Source organism: Allofournierella massiliensis, assembly GCF_004345265.1.
GTDB lineage: Bacteria > Bacillota > Clostridia > Oscillospirales > Ruminococcaceae > Allofournierella > Allofournierella massiliensis.
Genome location: NZ_SLUM01000002.1, coordinates 167,164 through 192,862, shown reverse-complemented (window position 1 = coordinate 192,862; position 25,699 = coordinate 167,164). Strand labels below are relative to the sequence as shown.

25 protein-coding genes and 1 riboswitch are annotated in these 25,699 nt (G+C 58.5%); of the genes, 16 read left to right on the top strand and 9 right to left on the bottom strand.

Annotation, left to right across the window (positions count from 1 at the left end; all coding sequences use genetic code 11):
* The first annotated feature begins 46 nt into the window (after positions 1 to 46).
* From EDD77_RS02030 to EDD77_RS01995, 8 genes are all read left to right on the top strand, one after another.
* Positions 47 to 349 (top strand): YabP/YqfC family sporulation protein, encoded by a 303-nt coding sequence (locus EDD77_RS02030; RefSeq protein ID WP_058966364.1) that lies wholly within the window; start codon positions 47 to 49, stop codon positions 347 to 349.
* A 2-nt stretch (positions 350 to 351) separates the two neighbouring features.
* Entirely contained in the window at positions 352 to 1,512 is a 1,161-nt protein-coding gene (locus EDD77_RS02025; protein WP_132587289.1) for a sporulation protein YqfD, read from the top strand.
* A gap of 149 nt (positions 1,513 to 1,661) precedes the next feature.
* Positions 1,662 to 2,633, top strand: coding sequence for a PhoH family protein (locus EDD77_RS02020; protein WP_058966360.1), 972 nt, complete (start codon positions 1,662 to 1,664; stop codon positions 2,631 to 2,633).
* A 27-nt stretch (positions 2,634 to 2,660) separates the two neighbouring features.
* On the top strand, positions 2,661 to 3,161 hold the full coding sequence (gene ybeY / locus EDD77_RS02015) for an rRNA maturation RNase YbeY (RefSeq protein ID WP_058966358.1): 501 nt from the start codon (positions 2,661 to 2,663) through the stop codon (positions 3,159 to 3,161).
* The gene (locus tag EDD77_RS02010; RefSeq protein ID WP_172733303.1) at positions 3,109 to 3,618 is read left to right on the top strand and encodes a diacylglycerol kinase family protein; all 510 of its coding nucleotides are present in this window, start codon (positions 3,109 to 3,111) and stop codon (positions 3,616 to 3,618) included. The genes ybeY and EDD77_RS02010 overlap by 53 nt, the downstream gene beginning before the upstream one ends.
* Positions 3,619 to 3,625: 7 nt before the next feature.
* Entirely contained in the window at positions 3,626 to 4,525 is a 900-nt protein-coding gene (gene era, locus EDD77_RS02005) for a GTPase Era (RefSeq protein ID WP_242868472.1), read from the top strand.
* Between the two features lie 6 nt (positions 4,526 to 4,531).
* Entirely contained in the window at positions 4,532 to 5,287 is a 756-nt protein-coding gene (gene recO, locus EDD77_RS02000; protein WP_242868471.1) for a DNA repair protein RecO, read from the top strand.
* 42 nt (positions 5,288 to 5,329) lie between these two features.
* On the top strand, positions 5,330 to 7,711 hold the full coding sequence (locus tag EDD77_RS01995; protein WP_058966352.1) for an endonuclease MutS2: 2,382 nt from the start codon (positions 5,330 to 5,332) through the stop codon (positions 7,709 to 7,711).
* Between the two features lie 88 nt (positions 7,712 to 7,799).
* Here EDD77_RS01995 and EDD77_RS01990 read toward each other — a convergent pair whose 3' ends face one another.
* Positions 7,800 to 8,564: an EAL domain-containing protein gene (locus tag EDD77_RS01990; RefSeq protein WP_243117484.1), complete on the bottom strand. Its 765-nt coding sequence runs from the start codon at positions 8,562 to 8,564 to the stop codon at positions 7,800 to 7,802.
* On the opposite strand from EDD77_RS01990, the gene EDD77_RS18410 reads away from it, so the two are divergent.
* A complete protein-coding gene (locus tag EDD77_RS18410; RefSeq protein WP_243117485.1) occupies positions 8,451 to 8,723 on the top strand; it encodes a hypothetical protein in 273 nt (90 codons plus the stop codon). The two genes, EDD77_RS01990 and EDD77_RS18410, sit on opposite strands and share 114 nt — an antisense overlap.
* 91 nt (positions 8,724 to 8,814) lie before the next feature.
* Positions 8,815 to 9,156 carry a helix-turn-helix domain-containing protein gene (locus tag EDD77_RS01985; RefSeq protein ID WP_058966348.1) on the top strand — a complete coding sequence of 114 codons (342 nt, stop codon included), beginning with the start codon at positions 8,815 to 8,817 and terminating at the stop codon, positions 9,154 to 9,156.
* 95 nt (positions 9,157 to 9,251) lie between these two features.
* Here EDD77_RS01985 and treC read toward each other — a convergent pair whose 3' ends face one another.
* Positions 9,252 to 10,910, bottom strand: a complete 1,659-nt coding sequence (gene treC / locus EDD77_RS01980) for an alpha,alpha-phosphotrehalase (protein WP_058966346.1) — start codon at positions 10,908 to 10,910, stop codon at positions 9,252 to 9,254.
* Positions 10,911 to 10,920: 10 nt separating this feature from the next.
* Positions 10,921 to 12,855 (bottom strand): PTS system trehalose-specific EIIBC component, encoded by a 1,935-nt coding sequence (gene treP, locus EDD77_RS01975; protein WP_058966345.1) that lies wholly within the window; start codon positions 12,853 to 12,855, stop codon positions 10,921 to 10,923.
* Positions 12,856 to 13,086: 231 nt separating this feature from the next.
* Between treP and EDD77_RS01970 the strand changes: the two genes are divergently transcribed.
* Complete coding sequence (locus EDD77_RS01970; RefSeq protein ID WP_058966343.1) at positions 13,087 to 13,818, top strand: GntR family transcriptional regulator; 732 nt, start codon at positions 13,087 to 13,089, stop codon at positions 13,816 to 13,818.
* A 110-nt stretch (positions 13,819 to 13,928) separates the two neighbouring features.
* Here EDD77_RS01970 and gltA read toward each other — a convergent pair whose 3' ends face one another.
* From gltA to EDD77_RS01955, 3 genes are all read right to left on the bottom strand, one after another.
* Positions 13,929 to 15,332: an NADPH-dependent glutamate synthase gene (gene gltA / locus EDD77_RS01965; protein WP_058966341.1), complete on the bottom strand. Its 1,404-nt coding sequence runs from the start codon at positions 15,330 to 15,332 to the stop codon at positions 13,929 to 13,931.
* 56 nt (positions 15,333 to 15,388) lie between these two features.
* Positions 15,389 to 16,231: a sulfide/dihydroorotate dehydrogenase-like FAD/NAD-binding protein gene (locus EDD77_RS01960; protein ID WP_058966307.1), complete on the bottom strand. Its 843-nt coding sequence runs from the start codon at positions 16,229 to 16,231 to the stop codon at positions 15,389 to 15,391.
* Between the two features lie 157 nt (positions 16,232 to 16,388).
* A complete protein-coding gene (locus tag EDD77_RS01955; protein WP_058966339.1) occupies positions 16,389 to 17,579 on the bottom strand; it encodes an iron-containing alcohol dehydrogenase in 1,191 nt (396 codons plus the stop codon).
* A gap of 274 nt (positions 17,580 to 17,853) precedes the next feature.
* Between EDD77_RS01955 and EDD77_RS01950 the strand changes: the two genes are divergently transcribed.
* Positions 17,854 to 18,816, top strand: coding sequence for a LysR family transcriptional regulator (locus EDD77_RS01950; protein ID WP_058966337.1), 963 nt, complete (start codon positions 17,854 to 17,856; stop codon positions 18,814 to 18,816).
* 47 nt (positions 18,817 to 18,863) lie between these two features.
* Here EDD77_RS01950 and EDD77_RS01945 read toward each other — a convergent pair whose 3' ends face one another.
* The 3 genes from EDD77_RS01945 to EDD77_RS01935 all read right to left on the bottom strand — a co-directional run bounded on the left by EDD77_RS01945 (position 18,864) and on the right by EDD77_RS01935 (position 21,227).
* Complete coding sequence (locus EDD77_RS01945) at positions 18,864 to 19,493, bottom strand: class D sortase (RefSeq protein ID WP_058966336.1); 630 nt, start codon at positions 19,491 to 19,493, stop codon at positions 18,864 to 18,866.
* A 157-nt stretch (positions 19,494 to 19,650) separates the two neighbouring features.
* Complete coding sequence (locus EDD77_RS01940) at positions 19,651 to 20,274, bottom strand: energy-coupled thiamine transporter ThiT (protein WP_058966334.1); 624 nt, start codon at positions 20,272 to 20,274, stop codon at positions 19,651 to 19,653.
* A gap of 116 nt (positions 20,275 to 20,390) precedes the next feature.
* Positions 20,391 to 20,508: riboswitch (TPP riboswitch) on the bottom strand.
* A gap of 68 nt (positions 20,509 to 20,576) precedes the next feature.
* Complete coding sequence (locus EDD77_RS01935) at positions 20,577 to 21,227, bottom strand: endonuclease III domain-containing protein (protein ID WP_058966332.1); 651 nt, start codon at positions 21,225 to 21,227, stop codon at positions 20,577 to 20,579.
* A 204-nt stretch (positions 21,228 to 21,431) separates the two neighbouring features.
* On the opposite strand from EDD77_RS01935, the gene glyA reads away from it, so the two are divergent.
* The 4 genes from glyA (at position 21,432) to EDD77_RS01915 (ending at position 25,566) form a co-directional block, all read left to right on the top strand.
* A complete protein-coding gene (gene glyA, locus EDD77_RS01930) occupies positions 21,432 to 22,685 on the top strand; it encodes a serine hydroxymethyltransferase (protein WP_058966331.1) in 1,254 nt (417 codons plus the stop codon).
* An 85-nt stretch (positions 22,686 to 22,770) separates the two neighbouring features.
* Positions 22,771 to 23,610: an alpha/beta hydrolase gene (locus EDD77_RS01925; protein WP_058966329.1), complete on the top strand. Its 840-nt coding sequence runs from the start codon at positions 22,771 to 22,773 to the stop codon at positions 23,608 to 23,610.
* 4 nt (positions 23,611 to 23,614) lie between these two features.
* Complete coding sequence (locus EDD77_RS01920; protein WP_058966327.1) at positions 23,615 to 24,883, top strand: replication-associated recombination protein A; 1,269 nt, start codon at positions 23,615 to 23,617, stop codon at positions 24,881 to 24,883.
* Positions 24,884 to 25,182: 299 nt separating this feature from the next.
* On the top strand, positions 25,183 to 25,566 hold the full coding sequence (locus EDD77_RS01915) for a Fur family transcriptional regulator (RefSeq protein ID WP_058966325.1): 384 nt from the start codon (positions 25,183 to 25,185) through the stop codon (positions 25,564 to 25,566).
* The last annotated feature ends 133 nt before the right edge of the window (positions 25,567 to 25,699 follow it).

The window sequence follows — 25,699 nt, the reverse complement described above, 5'->3', positions numbered from 1 at the left end:
CGTCGTATATATGCGTGTAACGGGCATACAAAGGGGGCGGGCTGCAGTGAAGCGCAAACCAAAACAAACAAGAGAACCGGTACGGCGGATTCTGCGGGATCTGTTCCGTCAGCCGGCGGCGGATTTTTACGCGCAGCCGATGCTGCACATCAACTGCCTGGGGCAGGTGCAGGTGGAGAACTGCCGGGAGATCCTGCTGTACGACAGCAGCCAGATCCGGCTGGATATGGGTCGCTGGGATGTGACGGTGTACGGCGACGGGTTGGAGCTCTGCGCGGCCAGCCGTGGCCAGCTGCTTTTGCGGGGGCGGGTGCTGCGCACGGAATTTTCCTATAAGGAGGGTCAGTAACGATGGCAAAGCTGTGGAGCGGGCTGTTTGCCCGGGTGCGGTTTGTGGCGCTGGGCGGGCGCTACGAGCGTTTTGTGAGCCGATGCGCCCAGGCGGGCATTCCGCTGGCCCGGCTGCGGCCGGTGCCCGGCGGTGTGCGCGGGGTCATACCCGCCCGCTACTACAAACAGGCGGCAGCGCAGGCCCGTCCCTGCCGCACCCGGCTTCGGGTGGAGCGGCGGCAGGGGCTCTGGTTCCGGCTGCGGCGCTACCGGGGCCGCTGGGGTCTTCTGTTGGGGCCGCTGGTCTTTGCGGTGGTGTTTGTTCTGATGCAGCAGATGGTATGGGCCATCCGTTACGATCCATCGCTGACTGCACAGCAGCAGTCCCGGATTCGGCAGGCGCTCTATTCCATGGATATTTACGAGGGGGCCTTTTTAAACCAGACCCGGCTGCGTCAGGCGGAAAAACAGATGCTGAACCAGAACGAGGATCTGGCATGGGTCTCGCTGAACCTTACCAGCGGACGGCTGGTGGTGGAGGCCGCACCCGCCCAGCCCCAGCCGCAGGTGGAGGGGAACGAAAGTGTGGATCTGATCGCCCGTGCCGACGGACTGATTCTGGAAATGAATGTGCAGGAGGGCTTTGCGGCAAAGCATCCCGGGCAAACGGTGGCGGCAGGAGAGGTGCTGGTTACCGCGGCAAAGGCCGACCGGAACGGCGCGCTGATTCCGGTACATGCCAAGGGCACAGTGCTGGCCAGATTCACCCGCAGCTATCAGTGCACCCAGCCGCTGGAATACCAGGCGTATCTGCCCACCGGCAAAGTGTGGAGCCGGTTCAGCCTGCGGGCGGCGGGCCACCGGCTTGCGCTGCCCGCCCACCAGCCCGGCGAGCAGGACCGCTGCACCGTCACCCACCATCCGCTCACGGTGCTGGGCTTTGCGCTGCCGGTCACAGTGGAGGAGCAGCTGGTGATGGAACGGCAGACCGAAACCGTGCACCTTAACTATCAGCAGGCGCAGGACAAAGCCCGCCTTGCCTGCCTGCGCCAGCTGTTCCGGGATTTTCCGGACGCACAGCTTCTGAGTCAGCAGCAGGAGGTTGCAAAGTCGGAAAACGGGGTAACGGTTACGGTGATTCTTCAGGTGGAGGCGAACATTGCGTCGGCCGGGCAGGTGTGAAAGGACACAAGAAAAATTTTGTTGATTTTTAACAGTTCCATTGCAAAAATTTTGTGATATAATTACTGATGAAATACTATGCGCAATTCTGTTAAAATGCAGGATTTGGGCAAAAATACAGCAAAAACAAACAAAAGAGCAGGTGTACAATGGCCGAAAAACTGATTGAACTGAACAGTGTGGACACGGCGCTCGCCATCTTTGGCAGCTGCGACGAAAACATCCGTTTGCTGGAGGGCGAATTTGGAATTACCGCGGTGTGCCGCGGTACCCAGATCAAGTTCACCGGCGAGCCGGAGGGCGTGGCGGCGGCGGGCCGTGCAGTGGATGCGATGCTCACACTGCTGGAAAATCATACCCCCCTGGAGGAGCAGACGGTGCGCTATTGCATCAGCCTGGCCGGCGCAGGGGAGGAGAGCCGGGTGCAGGAGCTCACCGAGGACTTTGTGGCCATTACGGCCAAGGGCCGACCGGTTCGCCCCAAGACTCTGGGCCAGAAGGAATACCTGAATTCCATCCGAAAAAACGCCATCACCTTCGGTGTGGGCCCCGCCGGTACCGGCAAGACCTATCTGGCGGTTGCCATGGCGGTAAAGGCCTTCAAGAGCAAGGAGGTCACCCGTATCATCCTGACCCGCCCGGCGGTGGAAGCGGGCGAGAAGCTGGGCTTTCTGCCCGGCGATCTGCAGAACAAGGTGGATCCCTATCTGCGCCCGCTGTACGATGGCCTGTATGACATGCTGGGCCCCGAGACCTTCCAGAAGCTGCAGGAAAAGCAGAGCATCGAGGTGGCCCCGCTGGCTTACATGCGCGGCCGCACGCTGGATGACGCCTTCATCATTCTGGATGAGGCCCAGAACACCAGCCCGGAGCAGATGAAGATGTTCCTCACCCGTATGGGCGTGGGCAGCAAGGTGGTGGTCACCGGCGACGTGACCCAGATCGACCTGCCGGACAAGGCCCGAAGTGGTCTGGTGGATGCGCTGAGCGTTTTGAAAAACGTGGAGGGCATCGGCCGGGTGTACTTCAGCGAGAAGGACGTGGTCCGCCACCGTCTGGTGCAGCAGATCGTAAAAGCATACGACCGGGCCGCCGCTGCGCGGTCCCGCAGGAATGGTTGATCCCATAGAACAGCGAGGAGAGAAGCTATGTCGAACAAAGTTTATATCACCAATCATCAGAAAGCCGTCAAAATTCCTTCCGGGCTGCGTATCCTGATCCGCCGCAGCTGCAATGCGGTGCTGGAATACGAGAAGTTCGAAGGTCCCGCCGAGATCAGCGTCACCTTTGTGGACAATGCAGCCATTCAGGAGCTGAACGCCCAGTACCGGGGCAAGGATATGCCCACCGACGTGCTCAGCTTCCCTCTGGGCGAAAACGGCGTGTATGACAAAAACGAGGACACCGGCGCCAGCCTGCTGGGCGACATCGTGATCTCGATGGAAAAGGCCATGGAGCAGGCCGAACTGTACGGCCATGCGCTGCAGCGCGAGGTGGCATTCCTGACGGTGCATTCCATGCTGCATCTGCTGGGCTACGACCATGAGGCCGGCGGTCTGGAGGCGGTGCGCATGCGGGAAAAGGAGGAGGCTGTGCTTGTCCAGCTGGGCCTGCCCCGCACCGTTTCCTACACCACCGATGAAATCTGAGCTGCGCCGCTTTCTGCGGGGCTTTCGCTACGCGGCCAGCGGGATTTGGGCGGCTCTTCGCGCCGAGCGCAATCTGCGCTTTCATCTGTGCGCGGCAGTATATGTGCTGCTGTTCAGCCGCTTTTATTCCTTCGGCCGGCTGGAATATGCACTGCTGTTTCTCTGCATCGGCGGCGTGATGAGTCTGGAGCTTGCCAACAGTGCGGTGGAACGGGCTGTGGATCGGCCGGACGCCGAACATTGGGCTGCCGCCGGTCTTGCCAAGGATATGGCGGCGGGCGCGGTGCTGGTGTTCAGCATTGCCGCCGCCGCGGTGGGCATTGCACTGTTCTGGCAGCCTGCCGTGCTGGCAGGCATTCCGGGCTGGCTGGCGGGCCATCCACTGGCACTGGCGCTGCTGGCGGCATCGCTGCCCTGCGCTGTGTGCTTTGTGCTGCAACCAAAAAAGAAAGGGTAACAAAACCGTGCAAACTTCTTCTGTATTCGTGGCCCTGGTGGGCCGCCCCAACGTGGGCAAATCCAGCCTGACCAATCGGCTGGTGGGTGAAAAGGTGGCCATTGTCACCTCCAAGCCCCAGACCACCCGCACCCGCATCACCGGCATTGTGACCCGCGGCCCGGTGCAGTATGTGCTGCTGGATACCCCCGGCGTGCACATTCCCCGCACCAAGCTGGGCGAGCGGATGAGCAAGGCCGCCAGCGATTCGGTGGCGGATGTGGATGTGAGCATGATGCTGTTCGAGCCCTACGGCGACTTTACCGAGGCCGAGCAGGCCATGCTGAAGGCGCTGAAGGCCAACTGTGGCCCCGCGCTGGCCGTGATCAACAAGACCGATACGCTGAAAAATGAGGCCGATCTGGAAATCCGTCGCCGCCAGCTGAGTGAGCTGGGCGTGTTCGATCAGGTACTGGCCACCAGTGTGCGGGAGGACAAAGGCTGCGAGGAGCTGTTCGATGTGCTGGCCCGCTACGCGGTGGAGGGCCCCCACTTCTTCCCGGATGATGCTTACACCGACATGCCGGAAAAGGCGCTGGTGAGCGAGATTCTGCGGGAAAAGATGTTGCTGAACCTGCGGGACGAGATCCCCCATGGCATCGCCGTCACGGTGGAGCGCTTTAAGGAGCGGCCGGACAAAAACATCATCGACATCGACGTGAATATCTACTGCGAGCGCAAGAGCCATAAGGGCATGGTCATCGGCAAGGGCGGCCAGATGCTGAAAAAGATCGCCAGCCAGGCCCGTCTGGACTGTGAGGATTTTCTGGGCGCCAAGGTGAACCTGCAGTGCTGGGTCAAGGTGAAGGATGACTGGCGCGATTCCGACTTCCTGCTCAACGACTTCGGCTTCAAGCAGACCAACTGACCGGCCATGGCAGCGGGAATGCAGCTGGTGACCCCGGGCCTTGTGCTGCGGGAGGTAAAAATCGGCGAGGCGGATCGGATTCTCACTGTGCTCACACCGGAGCTGGGAGTCATTTCGGTGTCCGCCAAGGGCAGCCTGCGGCTGAAAAGCAAGCTCTTCAGCGCCTGCGGGCTTTTTTGTTATTCGGAATTCACCCTTTTCGCGGGCAAGAACATGTATCTGGCGAACGACGCCCAGGTGAAAAAGGTGTTCTTCGGTCTGCACGAAAGCGTGGAGGCCATGGCGCTGGCCATGTATCTGGCCGAGCTGGCGCTCACCCTCTCGCCGGTGGGCGGGGAGGCCGAGGCGCTTCTGCGTCTTACATTGAACAGCCTGTATCTGATCAGCGAGGGCAAAAAGCCCCTGCCTCAGATCAAGGCTGTGTTCGAGCTGCGCGCGGTGTGCGAGGCCGGCTTCATGCCGGATCTGCTGTGCTGCCGCGGCTGCCAGAAATACGACGGCGGCGATTTTTATTTTGACGGGTCGGCCGGGCTGCTGCTGTGCGCGGACTGCGCGGCCAGGCAAAATAAAACCCCCAATCTGGACCCCGCCGCCCTGCTGGCGCTGCGCCACATTGCTCTGGTGGAGGATAAAAAGATCTTCAGCTTTTCCATCCCCCAAAAGAGCATGGAGGCGCTGGGCCGGGTCACCGAGCGGTATGCCCTTCAGGTGCTGGACAAGCCCCTGAAAACACTGGATTTTGTGCATACCATGCTCAGCTGACCGGCGCGCCCGCTTTTTTTAAACATTTATGAGGAGCGATCCATGGAAAAAAGTTATCTGAAAACGCTGGAGCTGGAAAAGATTTTAAATCGGGCAGCCCAGCTTGCGGTCTGCCCGGAGGCGCGCACCCTGCTTCTGGAGCAGGATGCCTTCGAGACCGTGGAAGAGGTGCGGTACGCCCTCTCCCAGACCGATGCCATCAACAGCCTGCTGCTGAAGAACGGCAGCCCCCGGTTTGGCGGGGTGCAGGGTGTGGACAAGGTGGTAAACCGGGCCCTGAAAGGCGGCATCCTCTCGATGGCGGAGCTGCTGGAGGTGGCCGGTGCGCTGCGTAACTTCCAGAATCTGGTCAGCTGGTACCACATTACCAAGCACGATATGCTGCCGGTGGATGACCTGTTCTATGCACTGACCCCCCAGCCCACGCTGGAAAAGAACATCTCCAGCGCCATTCTGTCGCCGGAGGAAATGGCGGATACCGCCAGCAACACCCTGTTTGAAATCCGGCGCAAGATCCGGGCCATGGAAAATTCCATCCGGGACAAGCTGGATGCCATCATCAAAAACAGCACCACCAACAAGTTTTTGCAGGACGCGGTGGTTTCGCTGCGCAACGGCCGCTTCGTGGTGCCGGTCAAAGCCGAGTACCGGGGCGAAGTGGGCGGCGTCATCCACGATGTGTCCTCCAGCGGTTCCACCGTGTTCGTGGAGCCCACGGCAGTGGTGGAGGCCAACGCAAAAATCATGCAGCTGCGCAGCCAGGAGAAAAGCGAGATCGAGCGCATTCTGGCCGCATTCACCGACCAGGTGGCCTCCATCGAGCCGGTGTTCAACTTCAGCTATCAGGCCATGCTGAACATCGACGTGCTGCTGGCCAAGGCCCGTCTGGCGCTGGAGCAGCAGGCATACATGCCCCAGGTGGCGGATGGCATGTGGTTCGATTTGAAAAAGGCCCGCCACCCCCTGATCGACAAGGACAAGGTGGTTCCGGTGGACGTGGCTCTGGGCAAGGAGTACGACACGCTGGTCATCACCGGCCCCAATACCGGCGGTAAAACCGTTACCCTGAAAACCGCGGGCCTTCTGTGCGCAATGGCCCAGCACGGCCTGCTGATCCCGGCCCACGAGCAGAGCACCGTCTGCGTGTTCAGCGAATATCTGGTGGACATCGGCGACGAGCAGAGCATCGAGCAGAGCCTGTCCACCTTCTCCGGCCACATGAAAAAGATCACCGGCATTCTGGACAACGCCTATAAAAACACGCTGGTTCTGCTGGACGAGCTGGGCGCGGGCACCGACCCTGCCGAGGGCGCGGCGCTGGCGGTGAGCATCATCGAGCAGCTGCGCATTCAGGGCGCCCTGATCATGGCCACCACCCACTATTCCGAGATGAAGGTGTTCGCGCTGGAGACCCCCGGCGTGATGAACGCCAGCTGTGAGTTCGACGTGGAGAGCCTGCGTCCCACCTATAAGCTGAGCGTGGGTGTGCCGGGCAAATCCAACGCCTTCCTGATCAGCGAAAAGCTGGGCGTGCCGCCTCGGGTGATTCAACGGGCCCAGACCCATCTGACCAACGATGACAAGCGGCTGGACAGTGTGCTGGCCCAGCTGGATGATCTGAAGCTGCAGTTGAAAGCCAGTCAGGATGAGGTGGAAAAGGCGAAAGCCGAAGCCGAGCACAAGCTGGAATCCGCCCGCAAGAAATACGACGCGCTGGTCAAGCAGGGCGAGACCGAGCTGGAAGCTGCACGCCTGAAGGCTCGGCAGATGGCCCAGCAGGTGCAGGACGAAGCATACCGGCTCACCGACGAGCTTCGCAAGCTGCAGAAGGACGAAAAGACCAGTGCGGCCCAGCGCGCCGCCCGGGCCCGGGAGATCGCCCGCAAGGAGACCGAGGGTCTGTACGGCAAAACCGACGTGGTGCACAACGTGGTTAAGGAGTTCGTGCCCCTGAAGCAGGTAAAGGTGGGTCAGGAGGTGGTCATTGCCGACATCGAGCAGACCGCCACCGTGATGAGCCTGCCGGACCGCAACGGGCTGGTGGAGGTGCGGGCAGGCATTTTGAAAACCAAGGTGCCGCTGAGTAACCTGAAAGCGCCGGACAAGCTGAAAAAGCCGGCGAACAACGGCAAACCCAAGCCCCAGCCCCGCAGCACCACCGTGCAGCGGGTACAGCGCAAGGCCAGCATGGAAATCAACCTGCTGGGAATGACCGTGGAAGAGGCCCTGATGGAGACGGATCAATTCATCGACCACGCGGTGATGAACGGCCAGACCATGGTGTATCTGATTCACGGCAAGGGAACCGGCGCGCTGCGCAAGGCCATCCATGCCCACCTGCGGGGCCACCGCAACGTGAAAAGCTTCCGTCTGGGCCAGTACGGCGAAGGCGAAGCCGGCGTGACCGTGGTGGAGCTGAAATAAGCCGAATTAAAACAATGAATAAAAGCGCCGGGCGCTGCTTTCCCAGAAGGGAGGCAGCGCCCGGCGCTTTGTTTGAAAAGACTCGGGATTAAAGGATAAGCGGGTGCGTAGCTTTAAGAAAATTGTGAAGCTCGTTTTTGGGCATGGGTCTGGCCAGAAAAAAGCCCTGCATATAGTCGCAGCCCAAACGTTCCAGCATACTGTATTGCGCCATGCTTTCCACGCCTTCGCCTATCACGGTAAAACCGAGCTCATGGAGCGCAGGAATCAGATTCTTTACCAGTGACGTATAGGAGGGAGAATGGGGCAGTGGATGGATAAACGCTTTGTCCAGCTTGATCGTGGAAAAGGGAAGAACGGCCAGATAACGCAGGCTGGAATAACCGGAGCCGAAATCATCCAGACTGAAGCTGACGCCCAGTGCACGGATCTGCTCCATGCGGCAGGCCAGCTGTTCCACGGAAGCAGCCGCCACGCTTTCGGTCAATTCCAGCTCCAGACGCTCAGGTCGCACACCGGTATGGTGCAGAATCTGCTCCAGCATGCGAAGAAACTTCGGTCGATCCAGCTGAAGCGGTGAAAGGTTAACGTGCAGGGTGAGTGGAATTGCCTGCTCCTCCAGTTTGGCAAGCAAACAGCAGCCCTCCTCCAGCGCAAACTGCCCCAGCGCTGCAATGCGGTCAGTTTGTTCCGCCAAGGGGATAAAGTGTTCCGGTGGGACTGTTCCCAGAAGGGGATCATGCAGCCGGAGCAGTGCCTCGCAGCGGGAAAAACACCGGGCAGAAGCCTGCCAGATGGGCTGATAACAGAGGGAAAAACCGGCCTGAGCCGGTGGGAGCTGCAGCAGCCGCAACAAGCGGTCTCGTTTGCCAGTGGGAAGGGAATTGCCGCAGGGAGAAAGATTCATAGCGCTCAAATCCTCTTTTGCAGAATTAAACAGGTCTTTCAAAATTCACGGGAAAGGAAATCTGTTGTTTCGATTGTATCATATAACGCATATAAAAATCAATGATTATCATATATTTCTATCACTGTATTGGTCGGGCGTTTTCCGTTAGAATATACAAAAGAAGATTCAAAATGAGCTAAAGAAGGACGAACAATTGAACAAGAACATCGACCCGAGGGTACGGGATGCGGCCGCGAGGTTACGTAAGATTCGGGAAATGAAGGGCCTTACACGGGAAAAATTCTGTGAGCCGTTGGGAGAAAACAGTGAATATTGGGGCCTGATTGAACGTGGGGAACAGGCCATCAGCCTTGTAAAGCTGTTGCAGGTATGTGAGGTCTATGGTATCCCCATTGAGAGTGTAATCCAGCTGAATTATGCAGAGGAAAATGACGAACAGCTGCGAATGAGGATCGGCGAGCTGTTGCAGCAGTGCCATGGCCGTCAACTGGAGGTCGTGAAAAAATTCATCCAGGACATTGCTTTGAGTCTATGAATAGACGGGGGCAGACAAAAATAAAAGAAAAAACCGGAGGGACCGCCTGTGTTGCAGGGGTCCTCCGGTTTTGTTTTGGGGCAAAAATCCTCTGTTCAGTTGCCGTCGGATTCCCGAATCAGCAGCACCGACTCATAGGGGCGCAGCGTCCAGTCGGTGCTGGGGGCGCTGTCGCCGTAGTTGGACAGCAGAACCCGGTAGCCTTCCAGCGACATCGGACAGTGCCAGCGGCAGCCGGCCCGGTAGAAGTTGTTCACGCACAAAAGGCTCTGCCCCTTGTATTTCCGCCGGTAGGCCAGCACCGAGGGATGCTTCTGGTCCACCGGCGCAAAATCGCCGTAGGCAAACACATCGTATTCTTTGCGCAGGCGGATCAGCGCCTTGTAGTAGGCGAAGATGGAATCCGGGTCATCCACCTGACTGGCGGCGTTGATGCGGCTGGTGTTGGGATTTACCCCAATCCAGGGAGTGCCGGTGGTGAAGCCGCCGTTTTCCCCGGCGGTCCACTGCATGGGCGTGCGGCTGTTGTCCCGGGAGTGGATTTTCAGAATGTTGTAAACGCTCTCCTCGGAAAGGCCTTTGTCCCGCAGAATCTGGAAATGATTCAGGCTCTCCACATCCCGGTACTGATCCAGCCGGGTGAAGCCCGCGTTGGTCATGCCCAGCTCCTCACCCTGATATACATAGGGAGTACCCCGCAGACCATGGATCACGCCCGCCAGCATCTTGGCGGATTCCTTCCAGTATTCGCCTTCGTCACCGAAGCGGGAGACCACACGGGGCTGGTCATGATTGCACCAGAATACCGCGTTCCAGGCGTTGTGGGCAGCCATGCCCTCCTGCCAGGAGAACAGCAGCTCCTTCAGCCGGCCGAAGTCTGCCGGAACGATCACCCATTTCTCATTGCCCATGAAGTCCACCTTCAGATGATGGAAGGAGAACACCATGGAAAGCTCGCCGCAGTCCGCCCCGGCATACCGGAAGCAGTTCTCCATGGAGGTGGAGGACATCTCGCCCACGGTCACGATCTCCGGATCCTGGCCGAAGCTTTCCCGGTTGAGCTCCTGCAAAAACTCGTGGATGCGGGGGCCGTCGGTGTAGAAGCGGCGGCCGTCACCCAACTCGTCGTCGGCGTATTCACCCTTGCTGATCAGGTTCACCACGTCGAAGCGGAAGCCCTTCACGCCCTTGTCCATCCAGAAACGGACGATCTGCTGTACCTCGCGGCGCACGGCCGGGTTTTCCCAGTTCAGATCCGCCTGGGTCTTGTCGAACAGGTGCAGGTAATATTTGCCCACCTGGGGCGCGTATTCCCAGGCGCTGCCGCCAAACTTGCTCTGCCAGTTGGTGGGCGCGCTGCCGTCCGGCCGGGCGGGGCGGAAGATGTAGTAATCCTGATACACCGGGTCTCCGGCCAGAGCCTTCTGGAACCAGATGTGCTCGGTGGAGGTGTGGTTGAACACCATGTCCAACATCAGGCGGATGCCCCGCCGCTGTGCCTGTTCGACCAGTTCTTCAAAATCCTCCATGGTGCCGTAGCGGGGGTCGATGGTCCGGTAGTCCGCCACGTCGTAGCCGTTGTCGTTCTGGGGAGAAACGAAGAAGGGTGTCAGCCAGATGTAGTCCACACCCAGCTCCTTCAGGTAATCCAGCTTTTGGGCTACGCCCCGCAGCTCGCCCAGGCCGTCGCCGTTGGTGTCCAGAAAGGACTTGGGGTAAATCTGATATACAACACTTTTTTTGAAATCCTGCATAAAAAACGCCTCACTCAAAGCGGATGATGGGGGTGGTGCCGGCCTGTGCGTCCATGCCGGTCTCGAAGGAAAGGGTGCGCCCGGCGGCTTCCGGTACCACCACAGCGGTGATGGTGGGATGCCCGGCGGCGCGGATTTTGTCCAGATCAAAGGAGATGAGCTTGTCGCCGGTTTTCACCCGGTCGCCCACCTTCACATGCAGCTCGAAGCCGTCGCCCTTCATGGCCACAGTGTCCATGCCCACATGAATCAGCAGCTCCATGCCGTTGTCCAGGGTCAGGCCACAGGCGTGCTTGCTGTCCTCAATCACAGAGGATACGGTGGCGTTGGCGGGAGCCACCACGGAGTTGCCGGTGGGGTCAATGCCCACGCCTTCACCCAGAATGCCCTGAGAAAAGACCTGGTCGGGAATTTCGGTCAGGGGGATTACCTTACCGGAGAGGGGAGCCACCAGCAGATTCTGCTGAGGAGCGGCTTCCGGTTCGGCTGCGGGGGTGGCTTCAGACACGGGAGCCGCGGCGGCAATGCCCCGGTCAGCAGGGGAAAGGCGGCGGCTGCCCACGGCGATGGTCAGACCGAAGGGAATCACAATGGCAGCGGCCATCGCAATCAGGAAGCCCAGCCAGTACTGGGGCTTGATGGAGAGAATGCCGGGCAGACCGCCCACACCGATGGAGTAGGCCTCCACCTGAAAGCTGGTGGCAATCACCGCCGCCACCGAGGAGCCGATCATGCCGCACACCAGCGGGAAGCCGTTTTTCAGGTTGACGCCGAACAGGGCGGGCTCGGTCACGCCCAGATAGCAGGAGATGCAGGCGGGGATGTTCACCTGCTGGGCCCGCTCGTTCTTCTTCTGCAGCACCGACATGGCCAGCACAGCGGAGCCCTGCGCGATGTTGGAAAGGGCGATCATGGGCCACAGGATGGTGCCCTGATACAGATTCACCAGCTGGGAGTCGATGGCGTTGGTCATGTGGTGCAGGCCGGTCATTACGATCGGGGCGTAGATCAGGCCAAATACCGCGGCAAACAGCCATTTTACCTGAGAGGTCAGGCCCATGTAGACCACGGCCGCAATGGCGTCGCCAATCTTCCAGCCGATGGGGCCCACGATGGTGTGGGCGATGACCACGGCAGGAACCAGAGAACAGAAGGGAACCACGATCATGCGCACCACTTCCGGGCAGTGCTTTTGCCAGAACCGCTCCAGATAAACCAGAACAAAGCCCGCCAGCATGGCCGAGATCACCTGACCCTGATAGCCGATCATGGAGACCTGAGCAAAGCCGAAGTCCCAGACGGGAATTTCCGTGGCGGTGGCCACCGAGAAGCCGTTCAGCAGCTGGGGCGATACCAGCGTAAGGCCCAGCACGATGCCAAGAATCTGGGTGGTGCCCATCTTCTTGGTGATGGACCAGACGATGCCCACCGGCAGCATGTGGAACACAGCTTCACCAATGAGCCACAGGAAATTGTAAACGCCGGACCAGAACTGAGAAATGTCAGCCAGGCTCTGGGTGCCGTTTGCGAAGAAGTTGATTTCACCGATGATGTTGCGGAAGCCCAGAATCAAACCACCGCAGATCAGAGCCGGAATGATGGGGGCGAAAATCTCACCCAGAGTACCCACAATGCGCTGCGCCAGCGACTGATTGCTGGCTGCCGCTGCCTTCACCGCATCCTTGCTCACGCCTTCAATCCCGGCAAAGGCGGTGAACTGATTATAAAAATCCGCCACATCGTTGCCGATGATCACCTGAAACTGGCCCGCCTGCGTGAAGGTGCCCTTCACCGAGGGCAGCGCCTCGATCTTGTCGGTTTCGGCCTTGGCCGGATCCACCAGAACAAAGCGCATCCGGGTCATGCAGTGGGACACAGCTCGAATGTTTTCCTTGCCGCCGATGTGCTGCAAAAGAGCTTTCACGTCGGCCTGATAATTCGCCATGGTGCGTTCCTCCTCAAAGTTCTGTGTTGCCGGGCGTTTTGCACCCGTTTCTTTCTGCATCTTCAGAATAACACACTTGTTTAAACAAGTAAATAAGGCAAAAGGCCGAAGCTCTGCGTCCGTTTTTGGGCAGATATACGATTTGCCCGGTAACAGGGAATGGTGGCTTGACGGGGTAAAAAATGGGCGATATAATATTATATTCAAATGTTCAAACAAGTGAGGGAGACTATGCCGCGCCAGAAATTTTTGCAGATCTATTCACAGCTGAAGCAGCGAATTGAATCCGGGGAATATCCGGTGGGCCAGCTGCTCCCTTCGGAAAATACCCTGATTGGGGAGTTTGACTGTTCCCGCAACACGGTGCGCCGGGCCATCTCGGAGCTGGTGCGGGATGGCTATGTCCAGACTCGGCAGGGCTGGGGCGTGTGCAACATCTTCCAGCCCATTGAGCATTCCTCCTACACCATGGGTATGATCGAGTCCTTCCGGGAAACGGCCCGCCGTACCGGCCAGATCAGTACCACCCGGGTGGTGGCTTTCGACACCTGCGTGGCGAATGAAGCCATTGCCGCTCAGACCGGTTTTCCGGTGGGGGAGGAACTGTTTTCCTTGCAGCGTATTCACGATCTGGATGGCGTGGCCCGCATTCTGAACATCAGCTATCTGCGGCGCAGCTGCATGCCCGGGCTCACCCGCCAGATTGCCGAGGGCTCGCTGTATCGCTATCTGGAAGAGGAGCTGGGCATGTCCATCATTACCAGCAAGCGAACCTTTACGGTGGAGCTGGCCACCCCGCAGGATCGGCAGTGGCTGGAGCTGGGCGAGTACAACTGTCTTGCAGTGGTGGCGAACCAGGTGTACAACAGCGAAGGCGTCATGTTTGAGTATACCCAGTCCCGGCATTATCCCGGCAGTTTCCGCTTCCAGGATAACGCGGTGCGCCGCCCGGCGGAATCCTGAACAAAATCACAAAACGCCCCTGCAGCTGTGCGTAAGGACAGCTGCAGGGGCGTTTTTACGTGTAAAAAGGGGCGGTGCCAGAAGCGGCACCGCCCTTTATGAAGCATTGCTTACTTGTTCTTGCTCTTGATGTACTCGTCAATGGCCTTGGCAGCATGCTTACCAGCGCCCATGGCCAGAATAACGGTGGCAGCACCGGTCACGGCGTCGCCGCCGGCGTACACGCCCTCACGGCTGGTCAGACCGTCGTCGCCGTTGGTCACGATGCAGCCGTGGCGGTTGGTTTCCAGGCCGGGAGTGGTGGAACGGATCAGCGGGTTCGGGCTGGTACCGATGGACATGATCATGGTGTCCACATCCAGCACGAAATTGCTGTCCTTCTTCTCCACGGGACGGCGGCGGCCGCTGTCATCGGGCTCGCCCAGCTCCATCTCCACGCACTCCATACCGGTCACGCAGCCGTTCTCGTCGCCCAGAACGCGCACGGGATTGGTGAGCAGCTTGAAGATGATGCCCTCTTCCTCGGCATGCTCCACTTCTTCCTTACGGGCGGGCAGTTCTTCCATGCCGCGGCGGTACACGATGTACACGTTCTCGGCACCCAGACGCTTGGCGCTGCGGGCAGCGTCCATGGCCACGTTGCCGCCGCCTACAACGGCTACGTTCTTGCTCTTCTTGATGGGGGTCTTGCTGCCTTCCTTGTAAGCCTTCATCAGGTTCACGCGGGTCAGGTACTCGTTGGCGGAGTACACGCCCTTCAGGCTCTCGCCGGGGATGCCCATGAACCGGGGCAGGCCGGCGCCGGAAGCTACATACACGGCCTCGTAGCCGTAGTCGTTCATCAGCTCGTCAATGGTCAGTACCTTACCGATGACCATGTTGGTCTCGATGTCCACGCCCATGGCCTGCAGGCCTTCGATCTCGTTCTGCACAATGGCCTTGGGCAGACGGAACTCGGGAATGCCGTACACCAGCACGCCGCCTGCCAGATGCAGAGCTTCGTACACGGTGACCTTGTAGCCCAGCTTGGCCAGATCGCCGGCGGCAGTCAGGCCGCTGGGGCCGGCACCGATGATGGCCACCTTATGACCGTTGGATTCGGGAACGGTGGGGGCGGCGGTGTTGTGCTCACGGTGCCAGTCGGCAACAAAGCGCTCCAGACGGCCGATGCCCACGCTCTCGCCCTTGATGCCGCGCACGCACTTGCCTTCGCACTGAGTCTCCTGCGGGCAGACGCGGCCGCAAACCGCGGGCAGCGCGCTGGAAGCGCTCAGCACCTGATAGGCGCCCTCAAAATCCTCTTCCGCCACCTTGGCGATGAAGCTGGGGATGTCGATGCCAACCGGGCAGCCGGTCTGGCAGGGCTTGTTCTTGCAGCCCAGGCAGCGCTTGGCTTCGTTGACTGCCATCTCGGGAGTGTAGCCCAGAGCTACCTCCTTGAAGTTTTTGTTCCGAACGTTGGGATCCTGGCTGGGCATGGGGCAGCGCTTGGGATCCATATTATGCAATGCCATTTTCGGGTTCCTCCCAATTGTTTTAAATTCTCACGAAAAGTGTTGCGTACAAGCGATTACTGCACGTTCTTCTTGAACAGGTTGCAGTGCTCCTCACGGGCGTGAGTCTCGAATTCCTTGTACATGTTGCCGCGCTGCATGGCCTCGTCGAAGTCCACCAGATGGCCGTCAAAATCGGGGCCGTCCACACAGGCGAACTTGGTCTCGCCGCCCACGGTCAGGCGGCAGCCGCCGCACATGCCGGTGCCGTCGATCATGATGGGGTTCATGGACACAACGGTCTTCACATCGTACTTCTTGGTGGTCAGGCAAACGAACTTCATCATGACCAGAGGTCCGATGGCGATCACTTCGTCGTAGTTCTCACCGCTCTTGATCAGCTCTTCCAGCGGAGCGGTAACCACGCCCTTCTGGCCGTGGCTGCCGTCGTCGGTCATCATGACCAGCTTGTCGCTGCAGGCGGCAAACTCGTCCTCCAGAATCACCAGATCCTTGTTGCGGAAGCCCACGATGCTGTGCACTTCGCAGCCCAGCTCATGCAGCTTCTTGGCAATGGGGTAGGCAATGGCGCAGCCCACGCCGCCGCCCACAACGGCAACCTTTTTCAGACCGTCCAGATGGCTGGCAACGCCCAGAGGGCCAACGAAGTCGTGTACGCTCTCGCCCTCGCGCAGCTCGTTCAGCTCCATGGTGGAACCGCCCACGATCTGGAAGATGATGGTCACGGTGCCCGCCTCACGGTCATAGTCCGCCACAGTCAGGGGAATACGCTCGGAATCCTCCTTGGCGCGCACGATGATGAACTGGCCGGGCTGGGCCTTCTTTGCCACCAGCGGTGCCTCAATCACCAGCTTGGTGACGGTGGGGTTCAACTCTTTTCGTTCAACGATCTTAAACATGGCAAATCGCTTCCTTTTCACTCACAAAATGAAACCGGCATTTGCGGATGAATGCAAAAGCCGGCCTGGGACCGAAAAATGCACAGTCCTCTTACATTATAACGTATAAATGCCCCCGGTGTAAATACACCGAGGGCATTCAGTGCGGGAAAATCGATTAGAAATCGATGGGCAGGTCGTAGTAGCAAGCCTTCAGCAGCTTCTCCATCTCTTCCTGGCTGGGCTGACGGGGGTTGGAACCGGTGCAGGCATCGCCAATGGCCAGTTCGGCAACCTGAGGCAGCTTATCCATGAATTCCTTCTCGTCGATGATGCCGCCCTCGTACTCCTTGATGCAGGTGGGGATGTTCAGCGCGGCGTTCATCTTCTTGATCTCAGCGATCAGGGCTTCCACCAGCTCCTCGGTGGTGTTGCCTTCCAGCTTGATGAAGCGGGCGATGTCAGCGTAACGCTCGGCAGCGCTTTCAACCTTGCTGTTGTACTTGATGACCTTGGGCAGGTACATGGCGTTGGCGCAGCCGTGTACGATGTGGCCGCCGGAGTAAGCAGCACCGGTCTTGTGAGCCATGCTGTGAACGATGCCCAGCAGAGCGTTGGAGAAGGCCATGCCGGCCAGGCACTGAGCGTTGTGCATGCGGTCACGGGCATCCATGTCGCCGTTGTAGCTGGCAACCAGATCATTGTGGATCATCTTGATGGCATGCAGAGCCAGAGGATCGGTGTAATCGCAGTTGCAGGTGGAAACATAGGCCTCAATGGCATGGGTCATAGCGTCCATACCGGTGTGAGCGGTCAGCTTCGGGGGCATCTTCTCGGCCAGCTCGGGATCAACGATGGCAACATCGGGAGTGATGTTGAAGTCGGCCAGAGGATACTTAATGCCCTTGGTATAGTCGGTGATTACGCTGAACGCGGTAACCTCGGTAGCAGTACCGGAGGTGGAAGGAATGGCGCAGAAGTGAGCCTTCTGGCGCAGCTTGGGGAAGTTGAAGGGGATGCACAGCTCCTCAAAGGTCACATTGGGGTACTCGTAGAAAGCCCACATGGCCTTGGCAGCGTCGATGGGGGAACCACCGCCCATGGCAACGATCCAGTCAGGCTGGAACTCGGTCATGGCAGCAGCGCCGCGCATAACGGTTTCCACAGAGGGATCGGGCTCAACATTCTCAAACAGATAAACTTCCATGCCGCCTTCCTTCAGGGCATTGATGGCGCGATCCAGGAAGCCGAAGCGCTTCATGCTGCCGCCGCCAACAACGACGAAAGCCTTCTTGCCACCCAGGTTCTTCAGTTCTTCCAAAGAGCCCTTGCCATGATACAGATCGCGGGGAAGAGTAAAACGTGCCATTGTTCATTACCTCCAAAAAAATTCCGAAAATGAAATAACATGTTCTAAACGTTAAAATCTTAACGCGAAAAGGGCGAAAAGAAACCGCACAAGGCGGCAGGCGTTTGAATGTTATTTTCTTGACACCCCTATGATACCATTGCCATATCCTGGTGGGTAATGTATTATATAAATAAAACTATATCAAAAGTGATATAATAGTGGGCTGTTTACAAAGTTTTTACACATGTTTCGTGAAAATACGCTGGCAAACTACACAAAGGAGGAAAAGGGAATGAATTTACAACAGCTGCGCTGTGTACTGGAAATTGCGCGGGTGGGCAGTATGACCAAGGCAGCTCAGAATCTGTATATCAGCCAACCCAACCTGAGTCGAACCATCAAGGAACTGGAGAAGGAGCTTGGGGTCAGCCTGTTCCGGCGGGGAGCACAGGGCATGGAGCCTACGGTGGAGGCGGCCCAGCTGCTGCGCTATGCCGAGACCATCCTGCGTCAGGTGGGCGAGCTGGAAAGCATCTATCGCACCCATGAACAGACCATGCGGCTGGCGCTGGCCGGGCCGCACAGCGGCTACATCACCCGGGCGCTGGCCGCCTTTCTGGCAAAGCAGCAGGGCAGGCCGTTGAATGTGAGCTATCAGGAATCGGCCACGGCCCAGGCACTGGATGCGGTGAGCCGGGGCCAGGTGCAGATCGCCGTGGTGCGGTATCAGCTGCTGTATGACGATTATTTCAAGGAGCTGTTTGCCAAGGCGGGTCTTGCCAGCCGTACTCTGCTGCGTTTTACGCCCTGTGTGCTGATGGCGCCGGGGCATCCGCTGGCCGGGCAGGGAACATTGCAATACGATCAGCTGCAGCAGTATCCCCAGATTTTGCGGGGGGATGCCCAGCTGGCGGAGCAGACGGAATTTGCGGCTCCGCCACAGGAACCGGCGGGCCGTATTCATGTGCAGGATCGGGCCAGTATGTATGAGCTGCTGCGGGGCGTACCGGGCAGCTATGCCTGGTCAAATCCGCTTCCGGAGGCGGAATGCCGCCGCCACGGCCTTGTGCAGCAGCGCTGCGCCGGTGTGGCAATGAACCGGGATGTGGCCCTGTGGCAGGCAAAATACGGCCTTTCACCCCTTGCACGGGATTGCCTTGTGGCGCTGCAGGAGGCGGCCAGCCGACAGGGCATGCTGCTGCGGGCCATGCAGAAAGCACAGGAGGGGCCGACTGCCCTTTCCGCAGAACAATAAGAAAACGCCCTTTCCAATGGTGTGGGAAAGGGCGTTTTTGACTGGAATCAGTTGTCCACGATTTCGGGGCCGCTGATGTATTTGCCATAGATGAAATAGCGCTGGCTGGTGTGCTGCAGAGTGCCGAAGGGGTAGCAGGTATAGAGAATCACATTCTCCTCGTCTGCTTCCAGATCGTAGGCAGAGGTATCGGTATCCAGTGCCACCTGCATATTCACCACTTCATAATGATACTCGCCGTAATAGGTGGTGATCACGATCTCGTCGCCCAGCTCCACATTTTCAAAGTCGCGGAAATAGCTGTTGGTGTGGGCTCCGGCCAGAATGGTTCCGCCCTCACCGGGAATATGCGCGCCGGTGTAGGTGCCCGCACCCTTGCTCAGCTGGGTTTTGCTGTCGCCCCAGTACATGGCGCAGTCCACATTGGTGCCGGGAATCACAATGCGGCCCAATTCGTCACCCACGGAAGGGTAACCACCGAAATCATCCAGATTCACAGTGGGTTCCCGTGTGGGCTCCGGCGTGGGGCTGGGAGTGGGTTCCGGTGTGGGCACTGCAGTGGGAGCCGGTGTGGGGGTGGGCGTGGGTTCCGGCGCGCTGAATGCGCCGCAGCCACACAGCATCAGGGCAGCACAGGCGGTCAGTGCAAGGCTTTTCCATAAAAAAGGCAGCTTCAAGGGGTTACACCTCGTTTTCAAGAATAAAATACTCCGGAGAGATTTTTACCGGGAGTTTCTTCAGTATATCAAAAAAAGACAGGACAGTAAAGGCACGGCGAAACAGAAAAAACCGGGGGTGCTTCCGGATTGGAAACACCCCCGGCTGGAAGAAAAATTACGCCTGAGGCGCAAACAGCTTGGGCAGCATTTTATAAAGAACGATGGCCACCACAGTGGTGAGAATGGCTTCCGGCAGCATATAGGTGCCGTTGTATACCGCGCTGTACAGCCAGCACAGAGCGTTTTCGCCCATGCTGGCGATCTGAGCGCCCCAGCCGAACTCGGTCATCCACTCAAAGGCATAGTCGTAGTCCTTCCAGACGATGTAGCCGGACAGGAAGCTGCACAGGTAGCGCAGCAGGCAAACCGCCAGAGTGCCCACGCAGACGCCGGCCAGCCGGTTGGGGATGGGCTTTGCAATCAGACCGGCCAGCCCCAGCACGGTGAAGGCGATCAAAAAGTCCAGCAATACACTGCCCACTACGGCGCCCAGCGTCTGGCAGTAAGTCAGATCGCTGACACCCAGCAGCAGCTGGATCAGGCTGAACACGAAAGCGGTGAGCAGGCTCCAGGCGGGGCCGCGGCGGAAGCTGACCAGAATGATGGGCAGCATGCTCACTAGGGTGATGGAGCCGCCGTGAGGCAGCTTGAAGATGGGAATGTAGCTCAGAATGGTGGCCAGCGCGATCATCAGCGCGCATTCCACCAGCGCATGGGTGCGGGTCGTCGATTTTGCCATGGTTTGTACCAGCCTTTCCCGGCCTTTTTGGCCGTGTGAAAAAAGATTAGTACATAAAAACGGGCGCAAAAAACGCCCCTGCACAGGCAAAAAACCATGCAGGGGCGCAATGATTGCGCTATGATCCTCAAACTTCCTACGCCGGCATTACCCGGATCAGGTTCAAGGTGACCCAGAGCTGCACTTTGCTCTGATCTCAGCCGGGGATGGCCCCCAGCGCCCCTGTTTTTATGTCCGTGCATAAGTATAACACGATAGAGGAATTTGTCAAGGTTTTCCTTTTCTGGTAGGAAGAAAAGGGCTTATGACTCGGCGGGAACGGCCTTCTTGCCGGTTTTGCAGATGTCCTTCAGGCAGCAGGCGGCGCAGTCCGGCTTGCGGGCGTCGCACACGGCCCGGCCGTGCAGCACGAACCGGTGGCACAGATCGCTGCCCTCCTCCGGGGGAATGATCTTCCACAGGGCCATCTCCACCTTTTTGGGCTCGGTGATGTTCTTTACCAGGCCGATCCGGTTGCACAGGCGGATACAGTGGGTATCGGTGACGATGGCAGGCTTGCCGAACACGTCGCCCATGATCAGGTTGGCGCTTTTGCGGCCCACGCCGGGCAGGCTGAGCACCGCGTCGAAATCGTCCGGAACCTTGCCGCCGAAATCGTCCCGCAGGCGGCGCATGCACAGGCTGATGTCCCGCGCCTTGGAGCGGCCCAGCCCGCAGGGTTTCACGATGGCTTCGATCTCCTCCGGCTCGGCAGCGGCCAGCGCATCCACACTGGGGTATTTGGCGAACAGATCCTTGCACACCACATTTACCCGGGCGTCGGTGCACTGGGCAGCCAGCCGCACCTCCACCAGAAGCTGCCAGGCGTGGTCATAATCCAGAGTGCATTCCGCGATGGGGTAGGCGTCTTTCAGGCGCTGGATCACTTCCAGTGCCAGGGCTTTTGTGGTCATGGGTGAATCCCTCCGTTTTGGCTTGTATAAAAGAATTTTCAATGATTATAGCACGAATTCTCAGTTTGGGCAATTCTTTTTATAAACAGCAGAAAAAGCCATTGGAAACTTACTGCCGGGTGGTTGTGCCCGGGCGGCAGATGCGCTATAATAGAACAATAGTATACTAATGGCTGGGCCATACGGGAAAAGGAGTGGAAAAACATGTATCAGGATATGATGGATACCATCGGCTTTGTGGCCGGGCAGGACCCGGAGCTGGCCGAAGCCATGCAGCGGGAACTGGTTCGCCAGCGGCAGAACATTGAGCTGATTGCCAGCGAAAACATCGTCAGCCCGGCGGTAATGGCTGCAATGGGTACCGTGCTCACCAATAAATACGCCGAGGGCTACCCCGCCCACCGGTATTACGGCGGTTGTGCCTATGTGGATCAGGTGGAGCAGATTGCCATCGACCGCGCATGCAAGCTGTTTGGTGCAAAGTTCGCCAACGTGCAGCCCCACTCCGGTGCTCAGGCCAATCTGGCCGTGTATTTCGCGCTGCTGGAGGTGGGCGACACCATTCTGGGTATGGATCTGGCTGCAGGCGGTCACCTGACTCATGGCAGCCCGGTGAACATGAGCGGCAAGAACTACCATTTCGTCCCCTATGGCGTGAATGAGGAAGGATATCTGGATTACGATGCACTGCGTCAGCTGGCCCGGGAAGTCAAGCCCAAAATGATCGTGGCGGGCGCTTCTGCTTATCCCCGTGCCATTAAATTTGATGTGCTGTCCGACATTGCCCACGAGGTGGGGGCTTACCTGATGGTGGATATGGCCCACATTGCCGGCCTGGTGGCGGGTGGCACGCATCAGAGCCCGGTGCCCTACGCGGACGTGGTGACCACCACTACCCACAAGACCCTGCGCGGGCCTCGCGGTGGCCTGATCCTGACCAACAATGAGGATCTGGCCAAGAAGATCAATAAGGCGGTATTCCCCGGTACCCAGGGCGGCCCGCTGGAGCATGTGATCGCCGCCAAGGCAGTCTGCTTCGGAGAGGCGCTGCGCCCGGAATTTAAAGAGTACGCCCGCAAAATCGTGGAGAACGCTCAGGTACTGGCGGATGCACTGACCGCCCGGGGTGTGAAACTGGTGAGCGGCGGCACGGACAATCACCTGATGCTGATCGACCTGTCCGACGAGGAGTGCACCGGCAAGGAGCTGGAGCACAATCTGGACGAGGTGTACATCACCGCCAACAAGAACTCGGTGCCCGGCGAAAAGCGCAGTCCCTTCGTGACCAGCGGTGTACGCATCGGCACACCGGCGGTGACCACCCGCGGCTTTGGCCCCGAAGAGATGAAGGTCATCGCGGACTGCATCGCGGACTGCATCTTCGATTTTGAGAATAAGAAGGATCAGGTGGCGGCCCGCGTGGCGGAGCTGACTGCCCGGTTCCCGCTGTATGAATAATCGGTAACATCAACAGAGGGCGGCTTTTCCCGTAAGGCGGGGGAAGCCGCCTTGCTGGCGCAATGCCAAAAAGGAGAGCTTAACCATGGCGTTTTTTACCTGCAAACTGAAAAGCCAGGCCCTGATGAGCACCACGCAGGTGCGGCTGTATTTCCCCTGTGATCTGGTGGACCGCTGGAAGGGCCAGCCGCCCCGGGCTGTGTTCACCCTGCTGCACGGTTATACCAACGATGGCGACGACTGGGTGAACATGTCGGCTGCGCTGCGCTATGCGGCGGACAACAACATTGCCCTCGTAATTCCGGATGCGGGCAATTCCTTCTATCACGACACCGCTTCCAATCAGGCTTACCATACCTGGCTCACCGAGGAGATGCCTGTGCTGCTGGATCAGATCGTGAAGCTGCCCCACGAGCGGGAGAAGAATTTCATCTGCGGCCTTTCCATGGGCGGCTACGGCGCGCTGATGCTGGCTCTCAATCACCCGGAGCGGTATGCGGGCTGCGCCAGCTTCTCCGGCGCGGTGGCCATGCACCTGATGCTGGGCCAGAAAGACAACCCTCTGGTGCGCTATGTGTTCGAGCCGGTGTACGGTCAGGCGCTGGAGCTGCCGGAAAACCGGGACCTGTTCCGGCTGGTGCAGAAGGTGAGCGCCCTGCCTGCGGAGCAGCAGCCGAAGATCCTGTGCACCACCGGCCGTCAGGATCACGAGCCTTACTATATTTATGAGCAGAATCAGGCGTTCCGCCAGCTGGCCCAGAGCCTGCCGGTGGATTATACCTATATGGACTGGGATGGCGGCCACGAATGGGCGTTCTGGGATCGGAGCCTGGTCTATGCCATTGACCGGTTTGTGAATCCGGGCTATGCGGATCAGATCCTGAAGGGCTGGAGCAGCGAAGCCTTTACCACAGAAAGGGGATAACGCCATGAGTGAACCTCTGGCCCAGCGGCTGCGCCCGCGCACACTGAGCGAGGTGTGCGGCCAGCAGCATCTGCTTGGGGAGGAATGTGTGTTCCGCAAAACCATCGACAGCGGACGCATTCCCAATATGATCTTTTATGGCCCGTCCGGTGTGGGCAAAACTACGGTGGCCCGCATCATCGCGGAAAACAGCGGCATGCGACTGCATAAGCTCAACGGCACTTCCGCTTCCACCAGCGATATCAAGGCGGTGCTGGCTGAGATTGGTACCCTGAACAGCGCCAATGGTCTGCTTTTGTATCTGGACGAGATTCAGTATCTGAACAAAAAGCAGCAGCAGAGCCTGCTGGAGTGTATTGAGGACGGTTCGGTTACCCTGATTGCCTCCACCACGGAAAATCCTTATTTCTATATTTATAATGCGCTGCTCAGCCGGTGCACCGTGTTTGAATTCAAATCTCTGCAGCCGGCGGACATCGAGCAGGGAATCCGTAATGCGCTGACCCGGTTGGGAGAAGAGGATGGAGGCCCTGTTCAAATGCCCGAGGAGGCCTGCCGGTATCTGGCGGACGCCTGCGGGGGCGACATGCGCAAGGCACTTGGCTGCCTGGAATTTGCCGCCACTGCCGCTGCGCCGGATGCGGAAGGAAACCGGCTGATCACGCTGGAAATGGTCAAACAGGTGGCACGCCGTACCGCCATGCGTTACGATCGGGCAGGGGATGACCATTACGACATCGTTTCTGCCTATCAGAAATCCATGCGTGGCTCGGATCCGGATGCAGCGCTGCATTACCTGGGCCGCCTGCTGGAGGCGGGGGATCTGGTGAGTGCCTGTCGGCGGCTGATGGTCTGTGCCTGCGAGGATGTGGGCCTTGCCTACCCGCAGATCATGCCCATTGTTAAAGCCGCGGTGGACATCGCCAATATGGTTGGTCTGCCTGAGGCGCGCATCCCGCTGGCAAACGCGGTGGTGCTGGTGGCAACCAGCCCAAAATCCAACACCGCCTACATGGGAATCAACCGGGCCATGGCGGATCTGAAACGGGGCAGATCCGGCCCCATTCCCCGCCAGTTGCAAAACAAGCATTTTGACGGCGAGGATGCACTGGTAAAAGGCCAGAATTATAAATATCCCCACGATTTCCCCGGCCGGTGGGTGGAACAGCAGTACCTGCCGGATGCGTTGGCCGGAACGGTGTATTATGAATACGGAGAGAATAAAAATGAACAGGCAGCCAGAGCTTATTGGGATAAAATAAAGAAAAAGTAAAGCCTGCGATTTATTCTTATTAACCGCCGCCCGAAGCGATTCGGACGGCGGTTTTCACACTGCGCATAAACCCTCTGGCGGCAGATGAGGGAGCTTTGGCGGTTGCTACAAAAATGAAAAAAATCCTATAAAAATTTGCGCTCTTGCTTGACAAGGAATCGTTCCTATTTTAGTATATAAAGTGTAGAGTTAGAAAGGGTTTTGGCATTTTTAACTGCCTTTCGGATTTATGGATATTGACTATATGCTCCGGGCCCGCTTCCTCATAGAGAAAATTTACCGCAAAGGAGGTTTCCCAAATGCGCTATTCCCGTCAACGAGAGCTGGTTTTGCGTCAGGTGCAGAACCGCTGCGACCATCCCACGGCGGATGATATTTATCTGGCCATCCGCGAGGACTGCCCGGGCCTGAGCCTTGGCACGGTGTACCGCAACCTGAATGGCCTGGTGGAAATGGGCCGGGTGCGCCGCGTGTCGATCCCCGGCATGGCGGATCGGTTTGACCGTACCCTTTCCGAGCATGATCACCTTTATTGCACCCGCTGCGGAAAGGTGGAGGACGTTTTTCTGGACAAAACGGCGATCAATCAGATGATTGAGGCCCGCAAGGACCTGGCCATCGAGCATGTTTCGCTGAATCTTTATGGTTTATGTTCGGCCTGCCGTGAAGCGGGCCGCAGCTGAAAAAAGCTTTTTCGGCGCCCGGGTTGTGTTTGCAATCCGGGCGTTGTTTTTTTATACATATAAAGCTTTTAAAAAGCGTCATTTCCTATGAAAGCGTCGGAAAAATAGGGGGGAAACGGCCGAAACGTGTGAT